Origin of the sequence: Micromonospora acroterricola (genome assembly GCF_003172955.1) — a bacterium.
Classification (GTDB): Bacteria; Actinomycetota; Actinomycetes; order Mycobacteriales; family Micromonosporaceae; genus Micromonospora; species Micromonospora acroterricola.
Window position 1 is genome coordinate 24,580 of sequence record NZ_QGKR01000158.1, and the last position, 21,786, is coordinate 46,365.

21 protein-coding genes are annotated in these 21,786 nt (G+C 71.9%); 11 read left to right on the forward strand and 10 right to left on the reverse strand.

Annotated features, from left to right (window positions below; all coding sequences use genetic code 11):
- Positions 1 to 204: 204 nt before the first annotated feature.
- Genes DKT68_RS09120 through DKT68_RS09130 form a run of 3 tightly spaced genes read left to right on the forward strand, consistent with a single transcriptional unit; the run spans position 205 to position 2,399 of the window.
- Complete coding sequence (locus DKT68_RS09120; protein ID WP_109817007.1) at positions 205 to 984, forward strand: helix-turn-helix domain-containing protein; 780 nt, start codon at positions 205 to 207, stop codon at positions 982 to 984.
- On the forward strand, positions 975 to 1,163 hold the full coding sequence (locus DKT68_RS09125; protein WP_109816981.1) for a DUF397 domain-containing protein: 189 nt from the start codon (positions 975 to 977) through the stop codon (positions 1,161 to 1,163). The genes DKT68_RS09120 and DKT68_RS09125 overlap by 10 nt, the downstream gene beginning before the upstream one ends.
- A gap of 15 nt (positions 1,164 to 1,178) precedes the next feature.
- Positions 1,179 to 2,399, forward strand: a complete 1,221-nt coding sequence (locus DKT68_RS09130) for an AI-2E family transporter (RefSeq protein WP_109816982.1) — start codon at positions 1,179 to 1,181, stop codon at positions 2,397 to 2,399.
- A 12-nt stretch (positions 2,400 to 2,411) separates the two neighbouring features.
- On the opposite strand, the gene DKT68_RS09135 is transcribed toward DKT68_RS09130, so the two are convergent.
- The 5 genes from DKT68_RS09135 to DKT68_RS09155 form a co-directional block, all read right to left on the reverse strand.
- Positions 2,412 to 3,221, reverse strand: a complete 810-nt coding sequence (locus DKT68_RS09135; protein WP_109816983.1) for an alpha/beta hydrolase — start codon at positions 3,219 to 3,221, stop codon at positions 2,412 to 2,414.
- A 66-nt stretch (positions 3,222 to 3,287) separates the two neighbouring features.
- On the reverse strand, positions 3,288 to 3,614 hold the full coding sequence (locus DKT68_RS09140) for a hypothetical protein (RefSeq protein ID WP_172899056.1): 327 nt from the start codon (positions 3,612 to 3,614) through the stop codon (positions 3,288 to 3,290).
- A 171-nt stretch (positions 3,615 to 3,785) separates the two neighbouring features.
- The gene (locus DKT68_RS09145; protein ID WP_109816984.1) at positions 3,786 to 5,576 is read right to left on the reverse strand and encodes a 3-hydroxyacyl-CoA dehydrogenase family protein; all 1,791 of its coding nucleotides are present in this window, start codon (positions 5,574 to 5,576) and stop codon (positions 3,786 to 3,788) included.
- Between the two features lie 147 nt (positions 5,577 to 5,723).
- Complete coding sequence (locus tag DKT68_RS09150) at positions 5,724 to 6,797, reverse strand: alpha/beta fold hydrolase (RefSeq protein ID WP_407940711.1); 1,074 nt, start codon at positions 6,795 to 6,797, stop codon at positions 5,724 to 5,726.
- Positions 6,798 to 6,925: 128 nt separating this feature from the next.
- Complete coding sequence (locus DKT68_RS09155) at positions 6,926 to 7,321, reverse strand: FHA domain-containing protein (protein ID WP_236646801.1); 396 nt, start codon at positions 7,319 to 7,321, stop codon at positions 6,926 to 6,928.
- A gap of 275 nt (positions 7,322 to 7,596) precedes the next feature.
- Here DKT68_RS09155 and DKT68_RS09160 point away from each other — a divergent pair, with 275 nt between their 5' ends.
- Complete coding sequence (locus DKT68_RS09160; RefSeq protein ID WP_109816987.1) at positions 7,597 to 9,093, forward strand: aldehyde dehydrogenase family protein; 1,497 nt, start codon at positions 7,597 to 7,599, stop codon at positions 9,091 to 9,093.
- A gap of 79 nt (positions 9,094 to 9,172) precedes the next feature.
- Complete coding sequence (locus tag DKT68_RS09165) at positions 9,173 to 9,832, forward strand: class I SAM-dependent methyltransferase (RefSeq protein WP_109816988.1); 660 nt, start codon at positions 9,173 to 9,175, stop codon at positions 9,830 to 9,832.
- Positions 9,833 to 9,836: 4 nt separating this feature from the next.
- Here DKT68_RS09165 and nucS read toward each other — a convergent pair whose 3' ends face one another.
- On the reverse strand, positions 9,837 to 10,496 hold the full coding sequence (nucS, locus tag DKT68_RS09170; protein WP_109817008.1) for an endonuclease NucS: 660 nt from the start codon (positions 10,494 to 10,496) through the stop codon (positions 9,837 to 9,839).
- A gap of 71 nt (positions 10,497 to 10,567) precedes the next feature.
- On the opposite strand from nucS, the gene DKT68_RS09175 reads away from it, so the two are divergent.
- Positions 10,568 to 11,185, forward strand: a complete 618-nt coding sequence (locus DKT68_RS09175; RefSeq protein WP_109816989.1) for a DUF4126 domain-containing protein — start codon at positions 10,568 to 10,570, stop codon at positions 11,183 to 11,185.
- Between the two features lie 105 nt (positions 11,186 to 11,290).
- Here the strand turns inward: DKT68_RS09175 and DKT68_RS09180 are convergent, their stop codons facing one another.
- Positions 11,291 to 11,881 (reverse strand): hypothetical protein, encoded by a 591-nt coding sequence (locus DKT68_RS09180; RefSeq protein ID WP_109816990.1) that lies wholly within the window; start codon positions 11,879 to 11,881, stop codon positions 11,291 to 11,293.
- A 1,335-nt stretch (positions 11,882 to 13,216) separates the two neighbouring features.
- Here DKT68_RS09180 and DKT68_RS09190 point away from each other — a divergent pair.
- From DKT68_RS09190 to DKT68_RS09200, 3 genes are all read left to right on the forward strand, one after another.
- Positions 13,217 to 13,558, forward strand: coding sequence for a hypothetical protein (locus DKT68_RS09190; RefSeq protein ID WP_109817009.1), 342 nt, complete (start codon positions 13,217 to 13,219; stop codon positions 13,556 to 13,558).
- Positions 13,555 to 14,214: a nucleotidyl transferase AbiEii/AbiGii toxin family protein gene (locus DKT68_RS09195; protein ID WP_109816992.1), complete on the forward strand. Its 660-nt coding sequence runs from the start codon at positions 13,555 to 13,557 to the stop codon at positions 14,212 to 14,214. The genes DKT68_RS09190 and DKT68_RS09195 overlap by 4 nt, the downstream gene beginning before the upstream one ends.
- 131 nt (positions 14,215 to 14,345) lie before the next feature.
- On the forward strand, positions 14,346 to 16,136 hold the full coding sequence (locus DKT68_RS09200; protein WP_109816993.1) for a bifunctional metallophosphatase/5'-nucleotidase: 1,791 nt from the start codon (positions 14,346 to 14,348) through the stop codon (positions 16,134 to 16,136).
- Between the two features lie 78 nt (positions 16,137 to 16,214).
- Here the strand turns inward: DKT68_RS09200 and DKT68_RS31390 are convergent, their stop codons facing one another.
- The gene (locus tag DKT68_RS31390) at positions 16,215 to 16,388 is read right to left on the reverse strand and encodes a hypothetical protein (protein ID WP_201748968.1); all 174 of its coding nucleotides are present in this window, start codon (positions 16,386 to 16,388) and stop codon (positions 16,215 to 16,217) included.
- 171 nt (positions 16,389 to 16,559) lie between these two features.
- A complete protein-coding gene (locus tag DKT68_RS09205; protein WP_109816994.1) occupies positions 16,560 to 17,693 on the reverse strand; it encodes a geranylgeranyl reductase family protein in 1,134 nt (377 codons plus the stop codon).
- A 157-nt stretch (positions 17,694 to 17,850) separates the two neighbouring features.
- Here DKT68_RS09205 and DKT68_RS09210 point away from each other — a divergent pair, with 157 nt between their 5' ends.
- Together DKT68_RS09210 and DKT68_RS09215 are read left to right on the forward strand one after the other, a co-directional pair.
- Positions 17,851 to 18,087 carry a hypothetical protein gene (locus DKT68_RS09210; protein ID WP_109816995.1) on the forward strand — a complete coding sequence of 79 codons (237 nt, stop codon included), beginning with the start codon at positions 17,851 to 17,853 and terminating at the stop codon, positions 18,085 to 18,087.
- Between the two features lie 84 nt (positions 18,088 to 18,171).
- On the forward strand, positions 18,172 to 19,650 hold the full coding sequence (locus tag DKT68_RS09215; RefSeq protein ID WP_109816996.1) for an MFS transporter: 1,479 nt from the start codon (positions 18,172 to 18,174) through the stop codon (positions 19,648 to 19,650).
- A gap of 189 nt (positions 19,651 to 19,839) precedes the next feature.
- Here the strand turns inward: DKT68_RS09215 and DKT68_RS09220 are convergent, their stop codons facing one another.
- Positions 19,840 to 21,690, reverse strand: a complete 1,851-nt coding sequence (locus DKT68_RS09220; RefSeq protein ID WP_201748969.1) for an ABC transporter ATP-binding protein — start codon at positions 21,688 to 21,690, stop codon at positions 19,840 to 19,842.
- Between the last annotated feature and the right edge of the window lie 96 nt (positions 21,691 to 21,786).

Here is a 21,786-nt window from a genome sequence, read left to right on the forward strand (position 1 = left end):
GACGGCGGGACGGGCGCGTGGACCGGAACAACCGGCCACGGACCCGGTACGTGACAGTCTGCTGAAGTCACCACTACGGTCGGAAGGCGTCGGCGCGTATGGCGGCGTGGCTGCGTTGGTGGCCCGACCCGCCGGGCCGGCCGGTGGAGACGAATCCCGATCTGCGGAGGCACTGTGGAAGGCGACGCCGCGCCGACGGCCGACATGATCCGCGCCCAGCTACGCCGGTTGCGGACCGCCGCCGGGATGAGCCAGGAGGAGTTCGGCCGGCTGGTGCACTACTCCGGCTCCATGGTTTCCGCGCTGGAGCTGGGGCAGCGCCCACTGGACCGGCTCTTCCTGGCCCGCGCCGACGAGGTGCTGACCACCGGCGGTCTGCTGGTCCACCTGCTCAGGCTCGCCGAGCGGGACGGCCAACCGAGCTGGTTCCGGCCCTGGCTCGACGCCGAGCGCAGCGCCCGCCAACTGCGCTGCTTCCAGCCCACGCTGATCCCCGGCCTGCTCCAGACCGAGAACTACGCCCGCGCGGTCATCCGCTGCGACGACATGCTGAGCGACGACGAGGTGGAGCGCCGCGTACACGCCCGGCTGGACCGACAGTCGCTGCTGGCCCAGCCGGATCCGCCGCAGTTCGTCGCGGTCGTCGACGAGTTGGTGCTACGGCGGGCCGCGGAAGACGTCCGGGGCCTGATGGTCGAGCAGATCACCCACCTGGTCGCCAGCCTGGAACGGCCGCACGTCAGCTTGCACGTCATTCCGGCCGAGGTCGGGCTGCACGTCGGCCTGTCGGGGCCGTTCAATCTCGCCCGGGGTGCGGACGGCGGTTGGGTGGGGCACATGGAGCACCAGATTGACGGCCTCGTAGTCGATGGCGACCATGAGGTGGCCACGCTGCTGGCTCGCTGGGAGATGATCAGGAATGGCGCCCTGTCCCGCCGGCAGTCGACCGAGCTGATGAAGGAAGTTGTGACCTCATGGACCTGACCGGTGCTCGTTGGCGCACGTCCAGCCGCAGTGGCAACGGGGAGTGTGTCGAGGTGGCGGACAATCTGCCCGGGGTGGTGGGCGTGCGGGACAGCAAGGATGCGACCGGCCCGGTGCTGGTCTTCGCGCCGGCCGCCTGGCGGGCGTTCGTCGCCGTCGCCCGTCGACCCACCGCCTGAGCCGGGAGGTCCCTGGTGCCGCAGCAGGGCCCGCCGGCCGACGACCCGGACGCGACAACGGGTCCCCCGCCGACCGATCCCCCACCGACCGATCCCCGGCCAGCCGAGACGCCACCAGCCGAGACGCCACGCCCCGTGCCGATCCCGGACGCGGACGTCGACCCGGACGAGCCGCCGGCCGTCCCGTCCGGGAAGTTCGGCACGCCGGGGCGTCCACTGCGGCGCAGCAGCTTCCTGCTCGGCTTCACCGGCGCGCTCGGCGTGCTGCTGGCGTACACCCTCTATCTGGGGATTCGCAACGCCGGCGGCATCCTGGTGCTGGTGGTGATCGCGCTCTTCCTCGCGGTCGGCCTCTACCCGGCGGTGGCCCGGCTGCGCCGCTGGGGGCTGCCCCACGGCCTGGCGGTGGCGGTCGTGGCGCTGACCGTGGTGCTGCTGCTCTGCGGCGGCGTGGTGGCGCTGGTCCCGCCGATCGTGACCCAGTCCGGGGAGTTCGTCGACCAGCTGCCCCGCTACGTCGAGGAGCTGCAACGCAACCCGACGGTCAACGACCTGGTGGAGCGGTACGACCTGGTGGAACGGGCGCAGGGGGCGGCCAACGCCGACACCGTGGGCCGGGCGCTCGGTGGGGTGCTCGGCGGCGCCCAACTGATCTTCGGCACGGTGTTCCGGACGCTGACCGTGCTGGTGCTGACCATCTACTTCCTGGCCTACTTCAACCGATTGCGCTCCCTGGGCTACGCCCTGGTGCCGCGGTCGCGGCGCGAGCGGGTGCAGCTGATCGGCGACGAGATCCTGGCGAAGGTCGGGGCGTACATGGTGGGCGCGCTGAGCATCGCGGTGCTGGCCGGCGCGACCACGTTCGTCTTCGCGCTGATCGTCGGGCTGCCGTACCCGTTCGCGCTGGCCGTGGTGGTCGCGGTGACCGACCTGATCCCGCAGATCGGCGCCACCCTGGGCGCGGTGGTCGTGAGTCTGGTCGGCTTCGCCACCGACCTGCCCACCGGCATCGCCTGCGCGGTCTTCTTCCTCATCTACCAGCAGGTGGAGAACTACCTGATCTACCCGAAGGTGATGCGGCGCTCCGTCGAGGTCAACGAGGTGGCCGCCCTGCTGGCCGCGCTGCTCGGGGTGGCGCTGCTGGGCGTGGTGGGCGCGCTGATCGCGATCCCCACGGTCGCCGCGCTGCAACTGATCCTGCGCGAGGTGGTGCTGCCCCGCCAGGAGACCCGCTGACCGCCCCTCGGGTCAGTCGGCCTGGCCGGCGAGCGGGCCGGGGACGGGTGTGTCAGCGAACGACGCCACCGTCCGGTCGGCGTACGCGCTGACGTCACCGGTCTCCATCGGGCCGTCCCAGGTCGTCGGCAGCGGCACCGTGACGGTCGGGTTCACCCGGCGGACGATCTCGTCGAGCACCGTCTCCGCGTCGCCCACCCAGAGGTGCTTGGCGTCCGGCACACCCACCACCTCGGCCTGCGGCACCGCGGCGAAGCGCTCCCGGGCCTCGGCCGGGCGCAGGTAGTCGTCGAACTCCGGCACCAGCGCCACCAGCGGGCGACCGGAGCCGGCCCAGGTGGCCAGGTCCTCCGGCGCCGAGAAGCGCAGCGGCGGGGAGAGCAGGATCGCGCCGGCGATGGCCGGGTCGCAGCCGTACTTGAGCGCCAGGTCGGTGCCGAAGGACCAGCCGACCAGCCAGATGTTGGGCAGCTCGGCGAACTCCGCGTACTCGATGGCGGCGGCCACGTCGTAGCGTTCGCCGACGGCCGCGTCGAAGGCGCCCTCGCTGGTGCCGCGCAGGCTGCTGGTCCCCCGGGTGTTGAACCGGAGCACGGCCAGGTCGGCCAGCGCCGGCAGCCGCCAGGCCGCCTTGCGGAACACGTGGCTGTCCATCATCCCGCCGTGGGTGGGCAGCGGGTGCAGGCAGACCAGGGTGGCCACCGGCGGCCGGTCGGCCGGCAGGGCCAGCTCGCCGACCAGCCGCAGACCGTCGGCGGTGTGCAGCTCGATGTCCTCCCGGCGACCGGGCAGGATCGACGACGCGCGGATCGGTGTGCTCACCCCTCAAGTCTGTCCCGAAGTCGCCGCCGCCGCCCGCCCGGGCGCGAACAGCGTGATCCAGGTCGCTCAGCCGTGCCGCGGGGCGCCCCGGCCGCGCTGCACCGCCGGGCCGCGCCGCTCCCGGGCGCGCCAGCAGCCGCTGTGCCAGTGCCGCCGGTCGGTCAGGTCGCCCAGGCCGTCCGCCGGCCAGGCCACCAGGTGCGCCACCCCGGGCCGGATCTCCTGGTCACAACCCGGGCAGCGGTACGTCTTGACCGACGCGCCCGCGCCGATCCCGCGTACCTGCCAGGCGCCGTCGGTCCACTGCTGCACCGAGGCGACGCCCTGCCGGACCCGGTCGGCGTCCAGGTTGGCGTTCTCGTCCCGGCGAGGGCGGTTACGACGGGGGCTCACAGTCACCAAGCGTACGGTCCGCCGGGCGGGACGGGCCGGGGCGGTCACCAGCGCAGCACGAGGACCGCCCCGGTGCGGCCGGTCGGCGACGTTGTCGGTGGCCAGTTCCCGGTTCGACCGGGGCGCCGCCAGGAGATGCAGACGCCGTCGGCACCCTCCGGCGTTGACCGGTCAGCGGTGCGAGTGGTCGCGGAAGCCCCGGCGGGTCTTGCGGCCCAGGTAGCCGGCGGTGACCAGGTGCTCCAGCAGCGGCGCGGGCGCGAAGCCCGGCTCGCGCAGCTCCAGGTACAGCTCCCGCTGGATGGCCAGCGCGACGTCCAACCCGACGACGTCGAGCAGCTCGAACGGGCCCATCGGGTAGCCGCAGCCCAGCTTCATCGCGTGGTCGATGTCGTCGGCCGTGGAGTAACTGGCCTCCAGCATCTTCACCGCGTCGTTCAGGTACGGGAAGAGCAGCGCGTTGACGATGAACCCCGACCGGTCGCCGCAGACCACGCCGGTCTTGCCCAGCGCGGCGCAGACCGCCCGGGCGGTCGCGGTGGTCTCCGGGGAGGTGCGGATGGTGCGCACCACCTCGACCAACGGCATGATCGGCGCGGGGTTGAAGAAGTGCAGTCCCACCACGTCGGCCGGCCGCTGGGTGGCCATCGCCACGTCGATCACCGGCAGCGACGAGGTGGTGGTCGCCAGCACCACGCCCGGCTTGCAGATCTCGTCGAGGCTGGCGAAGAGGGCCTTCTTCACGCTCAGCTCCTCGACGACCGCCTCGACCACCAGGTCGACGTCGGCGAGGTGGTCGAGCGTGGCCGACCAGCTGATCCGGCCCAGCGCGGCGTCCCGGTCGGCCTCGGCGAGCTTGCCGCGCACCACGCCCTTGTTCAGCGAGGTCTTCACCGCCTCGCAGACCTTCGCGGACTTCTCCGCGCCCCGGGTCACCGAGACGACCTCGTAGCCGGCCTTCGCGAAGACCTCGATGATCCCGGTGGCCATCGTCCCGGAGCCGACCACGCCGACCTTCGCGATGGCCCGCGCGCCGTCGGCGAGCGCAGCCTCCGTGGCCAGCGGCGTCGCCTCATCCGGTACGACCACCGGGGAACCCGGCCGCTCGTAGGTGTAGAAACCCCGACCGGACTTCCGGCCGAGCAGCCCCGCCGTCACCATCTGCTTGAGCAGCGGCACCGGCGCGTGCCGGCGGTCCCGCCCGCCGCGCCGGTACATGGTGTCCAGGATCTCGTACGCGGTGTCCAGGCCGATCAGGTCCATCAGCGCCAGCGGGCCCATCGGCAGGCCACAGCCGAGCTTCATGGCGGCGTCGATGTCCTCCCGGGTCGCGTAGTGCGACTCGAACATGCCGACCGCGTGGTTGAGGTAGCCGAAGAGCAGCGCGTTGGCGATGAAGCCGGCCCGGTCGTTGATGGTGACGTCGACCTTGCCGAGCCGGGCGCAGAGCGCCTCCACGTCGGCGACCACCTCGGGGGCGGTGACCACGGTGCGGACCACCTCGACCAGCTTCATCACCGGCGCCGGATTGAAGAAGTGGATGCCGATCACCTGGTTGGGCCGGTGCGTGGCCACCGAGATCTCGGTGACGCTCAGCGACGAGGTGTTGGTGGCCAGGATCGCCTCGGGCTTGCAGACCCGGTCGAGCTCGGCGAAGATCCGCTGCTTCAGGTCCAGGTGCTCGGGCACCGCCTCGATCACCAGGTCGACCGAGTGCAGGGCGTCGAGCCCGACCGCGAAGTGCACCCGGCTGAGCAGCGCGTCGCGGTCCGCCGGGTCGAGCTTGCCCTTGGCGACCGCCCGGTCGGTGGAGCCGGTCAGGGTCACCCGTCCGCGCTCCACGGCCGGCTCGGAGATCTCGACCGCCACCACGTCGATGCCGTTGCGGGCGAAGACCTCCACGATGCCGGCACCCATGGTGCCCAGCCCCACCACACCCACGGTGCTGAACTCGCGCGCCACGACCGGCCTCCCCAGACACTCCGCACGGCCACTGAACGGCCGCTAAGGTTATGCGCGCGAGTCTGCCACGTGACGTTCGGTTGTCGAGACGCCGTGGCATATTTCACCCACGACGCCGCCGGGTGCCGGGCTGGCCAAGCCCGCCGGTCAGCTGGCCGGGACGGTGGTCAGGGCCAGCAGCTCCGCGACGAACTCCGCCGGGCGCTCCAGGTGCGGGCTGTGCCCGCAGCCGGGCAGCACCACCTCGTGGTACGCGCCGCCGGCCTCCGCGTACCGCTCCAGCACCGCCCGGGTCTGGCCGACCATCGGCTGTGGCGGGCAGTCCGCCTCGCCGGGCCATCCCGGCACGACACCCAACGAGCCCAGGTACGCCAGGTCGAACAGCGAGGTGTCCGACACGATCACGTCGGCGTCGCCGCGTACCCAGGTGACCGGGGGCTTGTCGGCGACGGCCACCAGCTCGTCGGCGAGCCGGAACCACGTCGGCGCGAGCGCGTTGAGCACTCCCCGCTCCCCCGGCGCCATGCCCGGCCAGTTCGGCGAGGACGTGGCGGTGCCCGGGTAGTTGTCGTCCCCGGTGGCCGTGGAGAGCAGGCTGTCCAGCAGCAGCTCCTCGTCCTCGCTCAGCGAGGCCGGATCGGCCACATAGGCCGCCCGCAGGACGGCGCGCGGGCTGGTCTGCGCATCGCTGCCGCGGTCACCGGCGGCGAGCCGGGCGACGAAGTCCGGGTTGGCCGTGCCGGCGCCGGTGCCGGCGAAGTCGGGCGTCGTCGGCGTACCGGCGAGGTCGCGGGTGCCGCCGAAGCCGTACGGGGAGACCGGCGCGGCGAGCAACAGCGCACCCACCCGGTGCGGGTGGTCGACCAGCAGTCGCATCGCCACACCCCCGCCGAGGGAGTGCCCCACCACCACCGGGCGGGCGTCGGCGGCGCCGAAGAGTGTCGGGTCGTCCAGGAGGGCGGCCACGTCGTCGGAGAAGTCCCGAAGGCCCCGGGTCGCGTCCACCGGGGCGGCTTCGGAGGCGCCGTAGCCGCGCAGATCCGGGGCGATCACCCGCAGCGTCGGCGGCAGCCGCCGGACCAGCGGCTCCCAGAACAGCGCGGACGAGCAGTTGCCGTGGATCAGCAGCACCGGAGTGCCGTCCGGCGGGCCGGCCACCCGTACCCCCTGGGTGATGCCGTTCGCCGTCACCGTGCGCTGCTCGGTCTCCATCCGCGGCATGCTGCCACGCCGGGCCGCGCCGGTCCAGGTGCCCGGCAGCCACCCGGTGTGAGGCCCGATGTGGTCGACCGCCAGGAGATCTGTCCCCGCGTCCGGCGCCCGGCCACCTGCCGGACGCCGGCGGTGGGTCAGCGCCGCGCGGTGGGCGGCGTGGCCAGCGGCAGCGGCAGCGTCGGCCGGACGTCACGCCGGGACGGGCCGAAAAGGAGCCCGACCGGGTCGGTGTGGGCCAACCCGGGGTCGAACAGGCGCAGCTCGGTACGGCCGAGGCGGATCACGTCACCGTCGGAGAGCCGTTCCACCTCGATGATGCGGCGGTCGTTGAGCCACGTGCCGTTGGTCGAGCCCAGATCGCGCAGCGACGCGCCCTCCGGTGCCAGCCACACCTCCGCGTGCTGCCGGCTCAGATGCGGGTCGTTGATGACCACGTGGCCGGTCGGCGCCCTGCCGATCACCTGCGGCTCGGCCCGCAGCCGAAAGCTCGCTCCGCGCATCGGCCCACCCGCGACCGTCAACAGCGGCATCAGTTCCGGATGTTCCTCCATGGACAGTCGCCCCTCCACCCCACACCGTCACTCCGCGCGTCAGCCTGCCATCAGACGGTAATCGTCAATACCGACCGGCCGGTCAGCTCCTCGCCACCTCCCGGCCACCTCCCGTTCGACGGTTCGGGCGGACGGAATCCGGCGCAGAGCCCTGACCTGCCCTGATCAACGAGTGGGCGGGCCGGAGCGACTTCCGTCCTGGCGGCCCGAATAGCTCCCTACCGGCGAGTAATCTTCGGGTCTAGACTTCCGCCATGACGGCTGTGCATGTCCCGGGCAACCCGATCATCGAGGCGGGCCGACTGGTGTCCACCAGCCCGGCCACCGGCGCCGAGGCCGGTCGCCTCCCGATCGCCACCGACGCCGACGTACGGCAGGCCGTCGACACCGCCCGCGCCGCCGGCGAGTGGTGGGCCGGGCTCGGCTTTACCGGCCGTCGCGCGCGGCTCCTGCGCTGGCGGGCCCTGCTCGCCAAGCGGATCGAGCAGCTCGCCGAGCTGGTGCACGTCGAGGGCGGCAAGCCGGTCGCCGACGCCATCGTCGAGATCGTCACCGCGATCGAGCACATCGACTGGGCAGCCCGCAACGCCGGCCGGGTGCTCGGCCCCCGCCGGGTGCGGTCCCGGCTCATCCTCGCCGAGTTCTCCGCGAACCTCGAATACCAGCCGTACGGCGTCGTCGGCGTGATCGGGCCGTGGAACTATCCGGTCTTCACCCCGATCGGCTCCGTCGCGTACGCGCTGGCCGCCGGCAACGCCGTCGTGCTCAAGCCCAGCGAGTACACGCCCGCGGTCGGCCAGTGGCTGGTGGACAGCTTCGCCGAGGTCGTACCCGAGCACCCGGTGTTCACCGCCGTGCACGGGCTGGGCGACGTGGGCGCGGCGCTGTGCCGTTCCGGGGTGAACAAGCTGGCCTTCACGGGCTCCACCGCCACCGCCCGCAAGGTGATGGCCGCCTGCGCCGAGACGCTGACCCCGGTGCTGATCGAGGGCGGCGGCAAGGACGCCATGATCGTCGACAGCGACGCGGACCTGGACGCCGCCGCCGAGGCGTGCGTCTGGGGCGGCATGACCAACGCCGGCCAGACCTGCATCGGCATCGAGCGGGTGTACGCCGTCGAGCCGGTCTTCGACGCGTTCGTCGACAGGGTGGTGGCTCGCGCCGGCCGGCTGACCGTCGGGGCGGAGGGCGCCGACATCGGCCCCATCACCATGCCCGGCCAGGTCGACGTGATCCGCCGCCACATCGAGGCCGCGGTCAGCTCCGGCGGGCGCGCCGTGCTCGGTGGCCCCGGCGCGGTGCAGCCGCCCTACGTGCACCCGACCGTGCTGGTGGACGTACCGGAGGAGTCGGCCGCCGTCCGCGAGGAGACCTTCGGGCCGACGCTGACCATCAGCCGGGTCCGCGACGCCGACGAGGCCGTCGCCCGCGCCAACGCGCTGTCGTACGGCCTGGGTGGTTCGGTCTTCGGCCGGCGACGTGCAGTGGCCATCGCCCGGCGGCTCCGCTCCGGGATGACCTCGGTCAACTCCACCCTGACCTTCGCCGGGATGTCGACCCTGCCGTTCGGCGGGGTGGGCGACTCCGGCTTCGGGCGGATCCACGGCGAGGACGGCTTGCGCGAGTTCGCCCGGTCCAAGGCGATCACCCGCCGGCGGGCCCGGTCGCTGCTGCCGTCGATGACCTTCGAGCGGACCCCGGCCGACGTCGCCCGGCTCGTGAAGGCCATCAAGGTCATGTACGGAAGGTGAGTGTCGGATAACCGATCTCCAGGCGGATAGGCGCATCCACATGTTTATACGCAGTGTTCGCGGCGGTACATTGCGTTAAATGGGCCCTAATCGATTGCGCTACCGGCTTGTCGACAGTGACCAGTCGTGGAGCGCTCGGCAGCGGCGGCGTCGCTCCGACTGGCTGGCCAGCACGTTCCCCGAGATCGGGGGCATGCACGTGGTCGACCTCGGCGGCCGCCTCGGCACCTGGACCCGCGCCACCATCCGCCCCGCCCGGGTGACCGTCGTCAACCTGGAGCAGCCGCCCGCCGTCGTGCCGGACTGGGCACGCGTCGAACGGGCCGACGCCTGCGACCTGCCGCCGCACATCGTCAAGGGTGACTACGACCTGGTCTTCTCCAACTCGGTGCTGGAGCACGTGGGCGGGCACGAACGCCGGCTGCGCTTCGCCGCCTCCGTCCGCTCGCTGGCCGACCGGCACTGGGTGCAGACGCCCTACCGCTACTTCCCCATCGAGCCACACTGGATCGCGCCCGGAATGCAGTTCCTGCCGGTCCGGCTCCGCACCGCGCTCGCCCGGCGCTGGCCGCTGGGCCACAAACCGACCCGCAGCCACGACGCCGCCATCCACCAGGTGCTCTGGACCGAACTGCTGGACCGCTCGCAGATGCGCCACTACTTCCCCGACTCGCGGATGCTCATCGAGCGGGTGGCCGGCCTGCCCAAGTCGCTGATCGCGGTGCGGACCGGGGCGTGAACCGTCAGAAGAGGGTCAGCTCGTCCTTCTCGATGCCGCGCAGCTTGTCGTAGTCCACGACCACGCACCGGATGCCCCGGTCGGCGGCGAGCACCCGGGCCTGCGGCTTGATCTCCTGCGCGGCGAAGACGCCGGTGACCGGGCTGAGCAGCGGGTCACGGTTCATCAGCTCGAGATAGCGGGTGAGCTGCTCCACCCCGTCGATCTCACCGCGGCGCTTGACCTCGACCGCCACCGCGCCGGCGTTCGCGTCCCGGCAGAGCAGGTCGACCGGGCCGATCGCCGTCATGTACTCACGGCGGACCAGCGTGTACCCGTCACCCAGGACGCCCGGGTTGGCCGCCAGCAACTCCTGGAGGTGCGCCTCCACCCCGTCCTTGCGCAGGCCGGGATCCACACCCAGCTCGTACGAGGTGTCCTGGAAGATCTCCTCCAGGGTGATCCGCAGCTCCTCGCCAGCCTTGTTGACCACCCGCCACACGCCGGGGGCCTCCTCCAGCCGACACGGCGGGCTCATCCAGTTCAACGGCTTGTACGCCCGGTCGTCGGCATGAATGGACACCGACCCGTCCGCCTTCACCATCAACAACCGGGTGGCCGGCGGCAGGTGAGCCGAGAGCCGTCCGACATAGTCCACCGAGCACTTCGCAATGACCAACCGCACCCGACGAGGGTAGCCGAGCACCCACCGCTGGCCAGCGAGCGGCACTGGCGCGTCGATGCGATGCTGAGACGGTGTTCGAAGTCCTCACCGGCACGGGTCTCGCCGCCTCGGCGGGCCTGAACGCCTACATACCCCTGCTCACCCTCGGTCTGCTCGCCCGCTACACCGACCTGATCGACCTGCCCGGCGGCTGGACGTGGCTCGGCAACGGCTGGATCATCGCCATCCTGGCCGTGCTGCTCGCCGTCGAGATGGTGGCCGACAAGGTGCCGGTCGTCGACCACATCAACGACATGGTGCAGACCGTGGTCCGACCGACCGCCGGAGGGCTGGCCTTCGGCGCTGGATCGTCGTCCGAGACGGTCACGGTCAGCGACCCAGGAAGCTTCTTCTCGTCCCACCAGTGGGTGCCGGTGGTCGCCGGCGTTCTCCTGGCCTTCGGCGTACACCTGCTCAAGTCCGCCGCGCGGCCTGTCATCAACGCCACCACCGCCGGGTTCGGCGCCCCGGTGGCCAGCACCGCCGAGGACGCCACCAGCGTGGTGGTCTCCCTGGCGGCGATCATCCTGCCGGTGCTGGTGCTCGCCTTCCTGGTCGGCCTGGTGGTGTTCGTGTACTGGTTCCTGCGCCGGCGCTCCGAACGTCGCCGGGAACGCGAGGCAGCCCGGGCCGCCGGCTTCCGCGTCTGAGAATCCGCTGGCGAGCGGCCCGCCGGCCGATCTCGCCAAATATGCCGCTGGCCGGCACCCCGGGTGAGGGGTGCCGGCCAGTGGCTGTGCTGCGGTTTTTGTGGGTCAGCTGTTCCAGTGCTGGGCGACGAGGTCGGCAGCCTGCTGCTCCCACTGGGCGTAGGCGTCGGGGTAGGCCGAGACCTGCACGGTCTGCGCGGCGTCGGTCAGGGCCATGTCCTGCCACCCGTCAACCTGCTTCAGGCCCTTGAGGAACGCGGTCGTCGAGTACTCGGGGTCGGTGATCTGCTCCGGCGTACCCCAACCCGAACTCGGCCGCTGCTGGAACAGGCCCAGCGAGTCGTGGTCGTTGCTGTCGCCGAGGTGGCCCAGGTTCTCCAGCTTCGACTCCTGCAGGCTCGTCGCGATCGAGATCACCGCGGCCCGCTCGGGCAGGCCGGCCTTCTTCGTCGCGGCGATGATCGCCTTGACATTCGCGGTCTGCTCGTCGTTGAGGTCGATGTGCGACTGCGCACCCTGCGTGCCGTGCGGAATCAGCTTGCCCATGTCCGGTTTGTCAGCCTGCACCGCCACGGCGACGGGCTTGCCCTCGACCGTAGGGGTGGCGGCGTGGGCGGCGACCGGACCGGCGAAGACACCACCGGCGAACGCCAGACCAGCAACAGACAGCATGCTCTTACGAATAAACGTGTTCATGGGGGTTGCTCCTTCGGGGGTAGACACCCACACGCCTGTTCAGGGGAACGGCGTCGCGGATGTGAGCACCTCGTCCGGCGCTTCCAAACAAAAGGGAAAGTCTTCGGGGTCGGCGGCCTACGGGCGGGGGCCTCGTGGCGCCGGGTCCATGTGTAACGACCTGCGGGCCGGGCTCATTCCGGGGTTGGCCCGTCCATCGGCAGCCGGTCGAGCGGGCGTTGGCGCGGTCGGTCAGGGATCTGCAACGACCGCCGGGCCGGGGTCATTCCGGGGGTCAGCCCGTCATCAGCACCCGTCGGGCGGCTGCTGGTGCGGTCGGTCAGGGATCTGCACCGACCGGGCGGCCGGGGTCATTCCGGGATCGGCCCTTGTGCGGTCGTTCGGGGATCTGCAACGACCGTGTGCGGCTCGCATTGCAACCCTGGGGGGCGGCTGGCGAGGCGCCGTGGTCCTGCGATCGTCAGGGTATGTAACGACCCCGCGCCGGCCACGATTCCACCGCAGGGGTGCAGCCAGTCACAGGCCAAGAACACCGATACCAGACACCGGTCACCGATCACGGGACCGGTCAGCGATCACCGATCACCGGCCAGCGATCACGGACCGGGACGGCCGGACCGCCGGACGACGGACCGACCGCCGATACCGGTCACCGGGCAGCGGGCAGCGGGCAGCGGACACCGGACACCGGACACCGGGCAGCGGGCAGCGGGCAGCGGGCACCGGGCACCGGGCAGCGGACACCGGACACCGGACACCGGACACCGGGCAGCAATACCGGACATCATGGGCCGGACCGCCCCCGGTCCCGATGCGACACCTAGCCGGCTCGGCGGCGATCGACTCGGTATCCCTGCGGGGTATCCCCCGACGCCCGGGGACACCGCGACTTCACGGAAACCGCGTCGATCACCGCGAACAGGTACTCCGGGCCCGAGGTCGACAACCGCCCGATACCTCACAGGCATATTTATGCCTCACAGGTATCACAACAACAACCGGAACATGCCCAGCACCTCGGCACCGGTCAGTCGGGTCAGGCGGGAGCGAACCCTTGCCGGCACGGCACAGGAGCGCCCGGAGCCGGGCACGGCCGACCCCACCCCGCAGGAACCCCCGAACCGAACCCCGCAAACCCAACGACCCGGGCGCGCCGACGTCGCGTCGATGGTCGCGCTCGACCCTTCGAGGGCCCGCGCAGCAGCCCGCCACCCGACCGGACGGCACCAACGAACCCCACCAAAGGAAGCAACAACAGCATCGAAGGCGGCCCGCCGCAGAGCCGGAGGGAACGCAGTGAGCGACACCGGCACCGGCGGGAGTTACCCTGACACCATGCAGGCCGTCTCCCCCAGCACGACCGGCGTGGCTTTCCTGGCCCGCCCGGGTCGTCCTGCCGTGGTGGCGCGGACGCTCGCCGAGCTGGCCGGCCCCACCCGGGGCGTCGTGGAGCTGCCGGTACGGCTGATGTGGAACGCCGAGCGCACCTTCGACCTCGGTGACCCCGATCAGCTGCTCTGGATGTACGAGAACGTGCTGCGGGAGACGAATCGCGCCGAGGATCTGCGCGCCCTGATCAACGGGCGGACGTTGCGCCGAGTGTGGCGGCTGCTGAACCTGCCTCGGGGCGTACGCCAGGCGTGGGAGAGCCGGCACCGGGGCCTGCGCGCGGCGTGACGGCACCGCACCTGCACGAGTTCTACCGCGAGGTGGCGCGGGTGGCGCTCGGCGCGGCCGGGCCGTACCGGTTCGTGCTGGGCGGCGGGGTGGCGTGGGCCGCGCACGGGTTGGTCGCCCGCCCCACCGAGGATGTGGACCTTTTCGCCGACGTGGAGGGTGCCGCCGCGGCGGCTTCGACCGGGGTACGCGTCGCGTTGGAGCGCGCCGGGTTCACCGTCACGGACGCGGACCCGGACAACGACCTCGCCGACCTGTTCGACGGGTACGGCCGGGACATGAAGGACTTCGTGGTGAGCCGCGACGGGCGGCTGATCCGGCTCAGCCTGGCCCGGCTGGACCGGCAGCAGAGCCCGGTGGTGATGGACCTCGGCCCGGTGATGGACGTGCGTGACCTCGTGGCCAACAAGGTCGCGGCGCTGGTCAACCGGCGGGAGGTTCGGGACTTCATCGACGTGGCGGCAGCCCTGGAGCACTACGACGTGACCGAACTGCTGGAGCTGGCCCGGCAGGTCGATCCCGCCCTGGATCCGGCGGACGTGCGGGCCGCCGGGCGGTACCTGGACCGGCTGTCCGACCAGCGCTTCGGCCGCTACGGACTGAGCCCCGTCGACGTCGCCCGGGTCCGCCAGCGCCTGGCGACCTGGCCGCGCTGACCCGTCCGCTGAGCGCGCGGGTCGACCGGTGCGGAGCGGAACCTCCGGGGCTGGCGTGGCAGGCGTGACGTTAGGTGGTTATGGTGCGCGAGCGCCCACGAGGTGCGTCCACCCCCATGGAAAGGCACGTCATGACCTCTCCCTCCGGCCCGTCGCGTCGTCAGGTGCTCGTCGCCGCGGCCGCGGCGGCGACCGCCCCGCTGATCGCCGCCGCTCCCGCGCAGGCGGCCGGCGCGGCCCGGTCACGCACCTGGGACCTCACCCTCCTGGGCACGTCGGACACCCACGGCAACGTCTACAACTGGGACTACTACCGGGACGCCGAGTACGACGACAGCAAGCACAACGACATCGGCGTCGCGAAGCTGGCCACCCTGATCAACCAGATCCGCGCCGAGCGGCGTGGCAAGGCGACGCTGGTGCTCGACGCCGGCGACACCATCCAGGGCACGCCCCTGGCCACGTACTACGCCAAGCAGGAGCCGATCACCGCAACCGGGGAGAAGCACCCGATGGCGCGGGCGATGAACGTCATCGACTACGACGCCGTGACGCTCGGCAACCACGAGTTCAACTACGGGCTGCCGCTGCTGGACCTGTGGATCCGCCAGCTCGGCTTCCCCGCGCTGGCCGCCAACGCCATCAACGCGAAGACCGGCAAGCCGGCCTTCCTGCCGTACGTCATCAAGAAGGTCTCCCTCGGCTTCGCCGCGCCGACCCTGCGGGTCGGCATCCTCGGCCTGACCAACCCCGGCGTGGCCATCTGGGACAAGGGCAACGTCGAGGGCCGGCTGCGCTTCGACGACATGGTCGCCACCGCCGCGAAGTGGGTGCCGATCATGCGGGCGCGCGGCGCCGACATCGTGCTGATCTCCGCGCACGGCGGGGACAGCGGCACCTCCAGCTACGGCCCGGAGCTGCCCAACGAGAACCCGGTGACGCTCATCGCCCAGCAGGTGCCGGGGATCGACGCGATCCTGTTCGGCCACGCGCACAACGAGGTGGTCGAGCGGTTCGTCACCAACGAGCGGACCGGCGCGCAGGTGCTGCTCTCCGAGCCGTCGAAGTGGGGCCAGCGGCTCACCCGGATGGACTTCACCCTCGCCCGGGAGCACGGCCGGTGGACCATCACCAAGAAGGCCGCCAGCATGCTGAACACCAACACGGTGGTCGAGGACCCGAAGGTGCTCGCCGCCGTCCGGGCCCAGCACCAGAAGACCGTGGCGTACGTCAACCAGATCGTGGCCCAGGCCACCGAGGAGATGTCCACCGTCGAGTCGCGGTACAAGGACACCCCGATCCTGGACTTCATCAACCACGTCCAGGCCGAGGTGGTCACCACGGCGCTGGCCGGCACGCAGTACGCCGACCTCCCGGTGCTGTCGCAGGCCTCGCCGTTCAGCCGTACCGCCGTCTTCCCCGCCGGGGACGTGAAGATCCGCGACGTGGCCGGGCTGTACGTGTTCGACAACACCCTCGAGGCGGTCGTGCTCAGCGGCGCCGAGGTGCGCGCGTACCTGGAGTACTCGGCGAAGTACTTCCGCACCCTCGCGCCGGGCGCCCCGGTGGACCCGGAGCAGATCAGCGACCCGTCGGTGCCGGACTACAACTACGACGCGATCTCCGGCCTGGACTACGACATCGACATCTCCAAGCCGGTGGGGCAGCGGATCACCCGGCTGGTCCTGCCGGGCACCGACACGCCGGTCGCGGACAACGCGCAGTTCGTGGTGGCGGTGAACAACTACCGGCGCAGCGGCGGCGGCAACTTCCCCGGCATCGTGAAGACGCAGGTCTACAACGAGCAGCAGGAGATCCGCCAGCTGCTCATCGACTGGGCGCAGGCCAAGGGGACGATCAACCCGGCCGACTTCTTCCAGCCCAACTGGCGGTTGGTGCGCGAGGGCGTGCCGGTCTTCTGACCGACGGGTGCCGGTCAGCGGACCGGCCCGTACCGGGACGGGCCGTGGGTGGCGACACCCGCGGCCCGTTCCGCGTTCTCAGCCCTGAACGTTCCAGCGGACCGGATCCTCAACCTTCTCCGGGCGGTCACGCCCCGGGTCGGTCTCGGTCAGCTCGACCCGCTCCTCGGGAGGGACGGCGGTCGGCAACTCCCCGAACCGGATGTGGCGCAGGAACGCGTACTCGTCATCGGTGAACGGCTGCTCGGCCATCGGCTCACCCCCTGCTCCCCCTCATTGTCCGACGACCGGGCCACCGAGCGCCACCGGTCCGGTGCGGCGTTCTCGTTTCGTGCGGACGTCACGTCGCGTAGAGCATCCTAGGATCCTGGGCGAAAGAAAGATCGGGGCTGGACCGCAAGCTCCGACGCGGGTCGGGGTGGGCTACCGGCGGGGGTCGGGCAGCCTATTCAGCACCGCGAGCGCCGCCCGGATCACTCGCCGCGACAGCATCTCGTCGAAGCTCGCCCGGCCCTGGCAGAACTGGACGAACATCCGCCACCCGAGCGGGGTCGCCAACAGGGCATGGAAGGCCTCGGGGCGGCGGCTGAACACGTCGAGCAGCCGATATCCCGCCCGCATCGACGGCACCAGACGCTCGGCCACCGCCCGCTCGTACCCGGCCAGGTCGCCGTCGGCGACCGCCGCCCCGGCCAGCTCACCGGAGCGCAGCGCGAAGCTGATGCCCTCCCGGCTCCACGGCTCCAGCAGGCCGGCCGCGTCCCCCACGACCAGCACCCGCCCGTGCCGCAACGGCGAATCCTCCTCGCGGCAGCGGGTCAGGTGACCCGAGTCGTGCTCCGCCGGCAGCCCGCTGAGTCCCAACCGGTCGACGAAACGCCGCAGGTAGTCCCGCGTCCCCTCCCCCGCGCCCCGGCCGGCGATCACGCCGACGGTCAACCGGTCGCCCTTCGGGAAGACCCACGCGTAGGAGCCAGGCATGGCGCCCCAGTCCAGCAGCAGCCGCCCCCGCCAACGCTCCTGCTCGGCGGGCGGCACCGGCACCTCCAGCTCCAACCCCAGGTCCACCTGCCGGTACCGGACACCCACGTGCCGGGCCGTCACCCCCGAGGAGCCGTCCGCGCCGATCACCGCGCGGGCGGTGAGCGTCGTACCGTCGGCCAGCCGCAGGCGTACCCCCTCGGGATCCTGTTCGATCGCGCGGACCGCGACCCGCTCGCGCATCCGCGCGCCGGCGGCGACCGCCGCCGCGCGCAGCCGATCGTCGAACTCCTCGCGGCGCACCATGGTCACCACCGGACTGTCGTGCCGGCGGGTGAACTCACGGCGCCCGTCCCGGGTGAACGTCACCCGGTTCACCCGGTCGTGCGCGGGCACCTCGATCCGGTCCCGCACGGCGGCCAGCGAGGTGCCGATCAGACCACCGCCGCAGGTCTTGTAACGCGGGTGCTCGGCCCGCTCGACGACGAGGGTGCGGACGCCGGCACTGGCGGCGGCGTGTGCGGCGGAGAGCCCGGCGGGGCCGGCGCCGACGACGACGAGATCCCAGACGATCACTGGTGCAGCCTAGGGCACCGCCCGGCCGCCGGCCCTGTCGCGACGCGTGCTCCGGGCCTGCTCGACCCCCCGATCGGGTGGGCATCTTCGGTCACACAGGGGGTAACCGGCGCAGCGCAGCCGCCTGCGTGGAGGCGGACGAGCGAAGGAGGACGTCATGCAGCAGGTGCAACTGTCGGAGGTCGAGCAACGGGTGTACCAGGCGGTCACCGCGCTCGAAGCACGCGGACAGGTGCCGTATCCCGACGTGATCGCGGAAGAGTCCGGGCTGACCGAGGAGCAGATGGACGCCCCGCTGCACCTGCTCACCGAGAAGGGCCTGCTGCACCGCGAAGACTCGCCGATGGCGGGCCTCGACTTCGGTCCCCGGTTCTGCGCCCGCCAGATGGCGTGACGCGCGGCACGACGCGCGACGATTCGCCTCCCGGCGGCCGGGGTAGCGGTCAGACATGATGATCGACGGTCAACGGGGGGCACGATGAGTGCGGCGCGCTCGTCGCAGCCGGTTGACGCGGCGGAGAACCGGCGACGCTGGCAGGCCGTCGGCGTCGGGCTGGTCGCCGCGTTCATGACGCTGCTGGACGTGAGCATCGTCAACGTCGCCGTGCCGTCCATCGACCGTGCGCTGCACGCCTCACCGAGCGATCTGCAGTGGATCCTCTCGGGGTACGCGCTGACGTTCGGCCTGGCGCTGGTGCCGGCGGGTCGCTTCGGCGACGCGCGTGGCCGGCGCAACGCCTTCGTCTTCGGCATCGCGCTGTTCACCGTGACCAGCGCGCTCGCCGGTCTGGCCAGCTCCCCCACGTGGCTGGTCGCCGCCCGCCTGCTTCAGGGCGCCGCCGCCGGCGTGGTCAACCCCCAGGTGATCGGGCTGATCCAGCAACTGTTCCGCGGGCCGGAGCGGGCCCGCCCGTTCGGGCTGCTCGGCGCCACCATCGGCATCTCCACCGCCATCGGGCCGCTGCTCGGCGGTCTGCTCATCGCCATCGGCGGCGAGGAGCACGGGTGGCGGTGGGTCTTCTTCGTCAACGTGCCGGTGGGCATCCTCGCGGCGATCCTCGGCTGGCGGCTGCTGCCCGGCCGCCCCGAGGGCCGTCCAGACCAACGCCGGCTCGACCCGATGGGCGTCCTGCTGCTCGGCGTGGGTGTGGTGCTGATCCTGCTGCCGCTGGTGCAGGAGCAGCAGTGGCGGACCCCGTGGAAGTGGGCGCTGATCCCCGCCGGCCTGGCGGTGCTGGTCGCCTTCGGGCTCTGGGAGCGGTGGTACGGGCGACACAACGAACCGCTGTTCGACCTGCGGCTCTTCACGTTCCAGTCGTACACCCTGGGGTCGCTCATCGCGCTGGTCTACTTCGGCGGCTTCACCGCGATCTTCTTCATCTTCACGCTGTTCCTGCAGAACGGCCTCGGCTACAGCGCGCTCGTCGCCGGCCTGGCCGTCACCCCGTTCGCCCTGGGCTCGGCCGCCGCCTCCGTACTGGGCGGACGGATCGTCAACCGCTTCGGCCGGCCGCTGGTCGCCGTCGGCCTGCTCGCCGTGGTCATCGGTCTGGCCGGAACAGTGGTCGCGCTGCGCCTCGCCCCGGACGTTCCAGCGCCCTGGGTCACCGCCGGCCCTCTGCTCGTCGCCGGCATCGGCAGCGGGCTGGTGATCGCCCCCAACCAGACGCTCACCCTCGCGGAGGTGCCCATTCCGCAGGCGGGCAGCGGCGCCGGCATGCTCCAGACCGGTCAGCGAATCGGGGCCGCCGCCGGCATCGCCGCCGTCGGCTCGATGTTCTTCTCCTCGCTGGCCGACAACCACGGCAACTGGACCAGGGCCTTCGAACAGTCACTCACGCTCGCCGCCGCGATCATCGCGCTCGCGCTGATCGCCGCGCTGATCGACATCCTGCGTACCCGCAATCACAACCGGGCCACCCCCGGTCGCGACGCGACACCAGGCGGCGGGGCCTGATCGACTCGGTATCCCTGAAAGCCGGGTATCCCCCGCCCCGGGACACCGCGACTTCACGGGAACCGAGTCGACCACCGCGAGATGGCGCTCCCGGGCCGAGGTCGACAATCAGCCTGATACCTCACAGGCATCTTTATGCCTGTGAGGTATCGCGACAACAACCGAGACATGCGCGGCGCCCCGGACCGGTCAGGGTGCTACGGCGTCGTCGGCGCCGGCGAGGTAACCGGCGGCCTGGAGCTCGAACAGCTCCCGGTAGAGGCCGCCGGCGGCCATCAGGTCGTCATGGGCGCCGTGCTGGACGAGCCGACCCCGCTCCAGGACGAAGATCCGGTCGGCGTGCCGGACGTTGGCCAGCCGGTGGGTGATCAGGACGACCGCCCGGTCCGGTCGGCGGCGCAGATGCTGGAACAGGGCGTGTTCCGCGCGGGCGTCCAGAGCCGCTGACGGCTCGTCACAGATCAGCAGGGCGGCGTCGCGGTAGAGGCCGCGGGCGGCGACCAGCCGCTGCCACTGCCCCCCGGACAACTCGTGGCCGTCCTTGAACTCCCGGTCGAGCAGGGTCTCGTAGCCGTGCGGAAGGCCGGCGATCATGTCGTGGGCGGCGGCCGCCGCGGCCGCGTCCTGCACACTGGGACCGGACCGCTCCGGCGGGCGGTCGTGCCGGCCAACGCGGATGTTCTGCCCGGCGGTGAACGGAAACTTCCACCACTCCTGCGTCATCACGGCCACCTGCGCGCCGACGGCACGCGGGTCCAGCTCGGCGGCGTCGACACCGTCCCAACGGATCACCCCGCCGGTCGGCCGGTACAGCCCCGCGATCAGCTTGGCGAGGGTGGTCTTGCCGGAGCCGTTCTCGCCGACGAGCGCGATCACCTCGCCCCGCCGGACGGAAAGGCTGACCCGGTCCACCGCCGGCGCGTCGGTGTCCGGGTAGCGCAGGCTCACCTCGTCCAGCTCGATCACGTCGACACCGTCGACCGTCTGGTCGCCGCCGATCGACGCCCGGGTCCGGGCGCGCTCCAGGAAGTCCCGGTAGTCCTGGTAGTAGAGGGCATCCTCGTACAGCGAGTTGGTGGCGACGACCGCCACGCCCAGGCTGGTCCGCGCGGACTGCAGGGCCAGCATCGCGGTCGCCGCGGCGGCGAGGGCCACCATGCCGCCCAGCAGCAGGCCGCCGAGGACCGCGTACACCCCGAAGGTGGCCAGGCCCGCGACGGACGCGCCCACGACCCGCGTGCCGGTCTGCGCGCGGACCAGCCGGAGCTGGGCGCGGGTCTCCACGGCCATCACCGCCCGGTACTCGGCCAGCAGGAAGCCACGCATCTGGTACGCGCGGACCTCGGCGGCGGTGTGCCGGTTGGCCATCAGGTGGGCGAGCATCCACATCCGACGCTGCCGGGTGATCCGGGCGAGCATCGCCAGATACTCCCGGCGGGCGATCCGAACCGCGGTGGCCGCCTGCGGCACCGCCGCGAGCAGCAGGAACGGCAGCAGCAACGGCTGGATGACGGTCACCGCGACCGCGGTGGCGAGCATGCCGACCACGCCGGTGACGAGGTTGACGGTGTGGTCGACGATGTACGCCGCCTCGCCCATCCCCCGGTCGCGCACCCGGTCCATCTCCTCGGCGAACCCGGCGTCGTCGAACGCGGCCAGGTCGACCGCGGTGGTCGCCTCGAACAGCCGCAGCTCCACCTGGTAGTTGATCTGCGGAATCAACCGGGCCTGGGCCCAGCCGGCCGCGATCGTCAGGCCGCCCCGTGCCGACACCGCCGCGGCGGCCACGATCAGCGCCGGCAGGGCCGACCGGATCCGGTCCGGGGTGGGACCACCGGCGAACAGCTCGCGCAGCACGCTGGTCGTGGCGAGCAGGCCGAAGGTGGTCATCACGCCGGCGGCGACGTTCAGGCCGATGGAGGCGACGGTGTCCCGGCGGCTGGTGGCCCAGGCGAGCGACACCGCCTCGCGCACCAGCCGGGGCAGCCGGCGGGCCACCGCCCAGAAGCTGGTGTGCGCGAACTGCCTCGCGTGGTGCATTCAGACCGGGTCCTCGAGCTCCGGCAGCATCGTGCCGGAGCTGGGCTCGCCCGGCTGGTCGTCGGCCTGGGCAGCGGTGCGCTGGCGGGCCATGGA

What these genes read in the sequence shown, in the direction of transcription:
- DKT68_RS09120 (WP_109817007.1), top strand. Translation starts at nt 205, where the DNA reads ATGATCCGCGCCCAGCTACGCCGGTTGCGGACCGCCGCCGGGATGAGC.
- DKT68_RS09150 (WP_407940711.1), bottom strand. Translation starts at nt 6,797, where the DNA reads ATGCCGCGGATGGAGACCGAGCAGCGCACGGTGACGGCGAACGGCATC.
- DKT68_RS09155 (WP_236646801.1), bottom strand. Translation starts at nt 7,321, where the DNA reads ATGCCGCTGTTGACGGTCGCGGGTGGGCCGATGCGCGGAGCGAGCTTT.
- DKT68_RS09210 (WP_109816995.1), top strand. Translation starts at nt 17,851, where the DNA reads ATGCAGCAGGTGCAACTGTCGGAGGTCGAGCAACGGGTGTACCAGGCG.
- DKT68_RS09165 (WP_109816988.1), top strand. Translation starts at nt 9,173, where the DNA reads ATGGGCCCTAATCGATTGCGCTACCGGCTTGTCGACAGTGACCAGTCG.
- DKT68_RS09200 (WP_109816993.1), top strand. Translation starts at nt 14,346, where the DNA reads ATGACCTCTCCCTCCGGCCCGTCGCGTCGTCAGGTGCTCGTCGCCGCG.
- DKT68_RS09190 (WP_109817009.1), top strand. Translation starts at nt 13,217, where the DNA reads ATGCAGGCCGTCTCCCCCAGCACGACCGGCGTGGCTTTCCTGGCCCGC.
- DKT68_RS09180 (WP_109816990.1), bottom strand. Translation starts at nt 11,881, where the DNA reads ATGAACACGTTTATTCGTAAGAGCATGCTGTCTGTTGCTGGTCTGGCG.
- DKT68_RS09220 (WP_201748969.1), bottom strand. Translation starts at nt 21,690, where the DNA reads ATGCACCACGCGAGGCAGTTCGCGCACACCAGCTTCTGGGCGGTGGCC.
- DKT68_RS09160 (WP_109816987.1), top strand. Translation starts at nt 7,597, where the DNA reads ATGACGGCTGTGCATGTCCCGGGCAACCCGATCATCGAGGCGGGCCGA.
- DKT68_RS09125 (WP_109816981.1), top strand. Translation starts at nt 975, where the DNA reads ATGGACCTGACCGGTGCTCGTTGGCGCACGTCCAGCCGCAGTGGCAAC.
- DKT68_RS31390 (WP_201748968.1), bottom strand. Translation starts at nt 16,388, where the DNA reads ATGGCCGAGCAGCCGTTCACCGATGACGAGTACGCGTTCCTGCGCCAC.
- DKT68_RS09215 (WP_109816996.1), top strand. Translation starts at nt 18,172, where the DNA reads ATGAGTGCGGCGCGCTCGTCGCAGCCGGTTGACGCGGCGGAGAACCGG.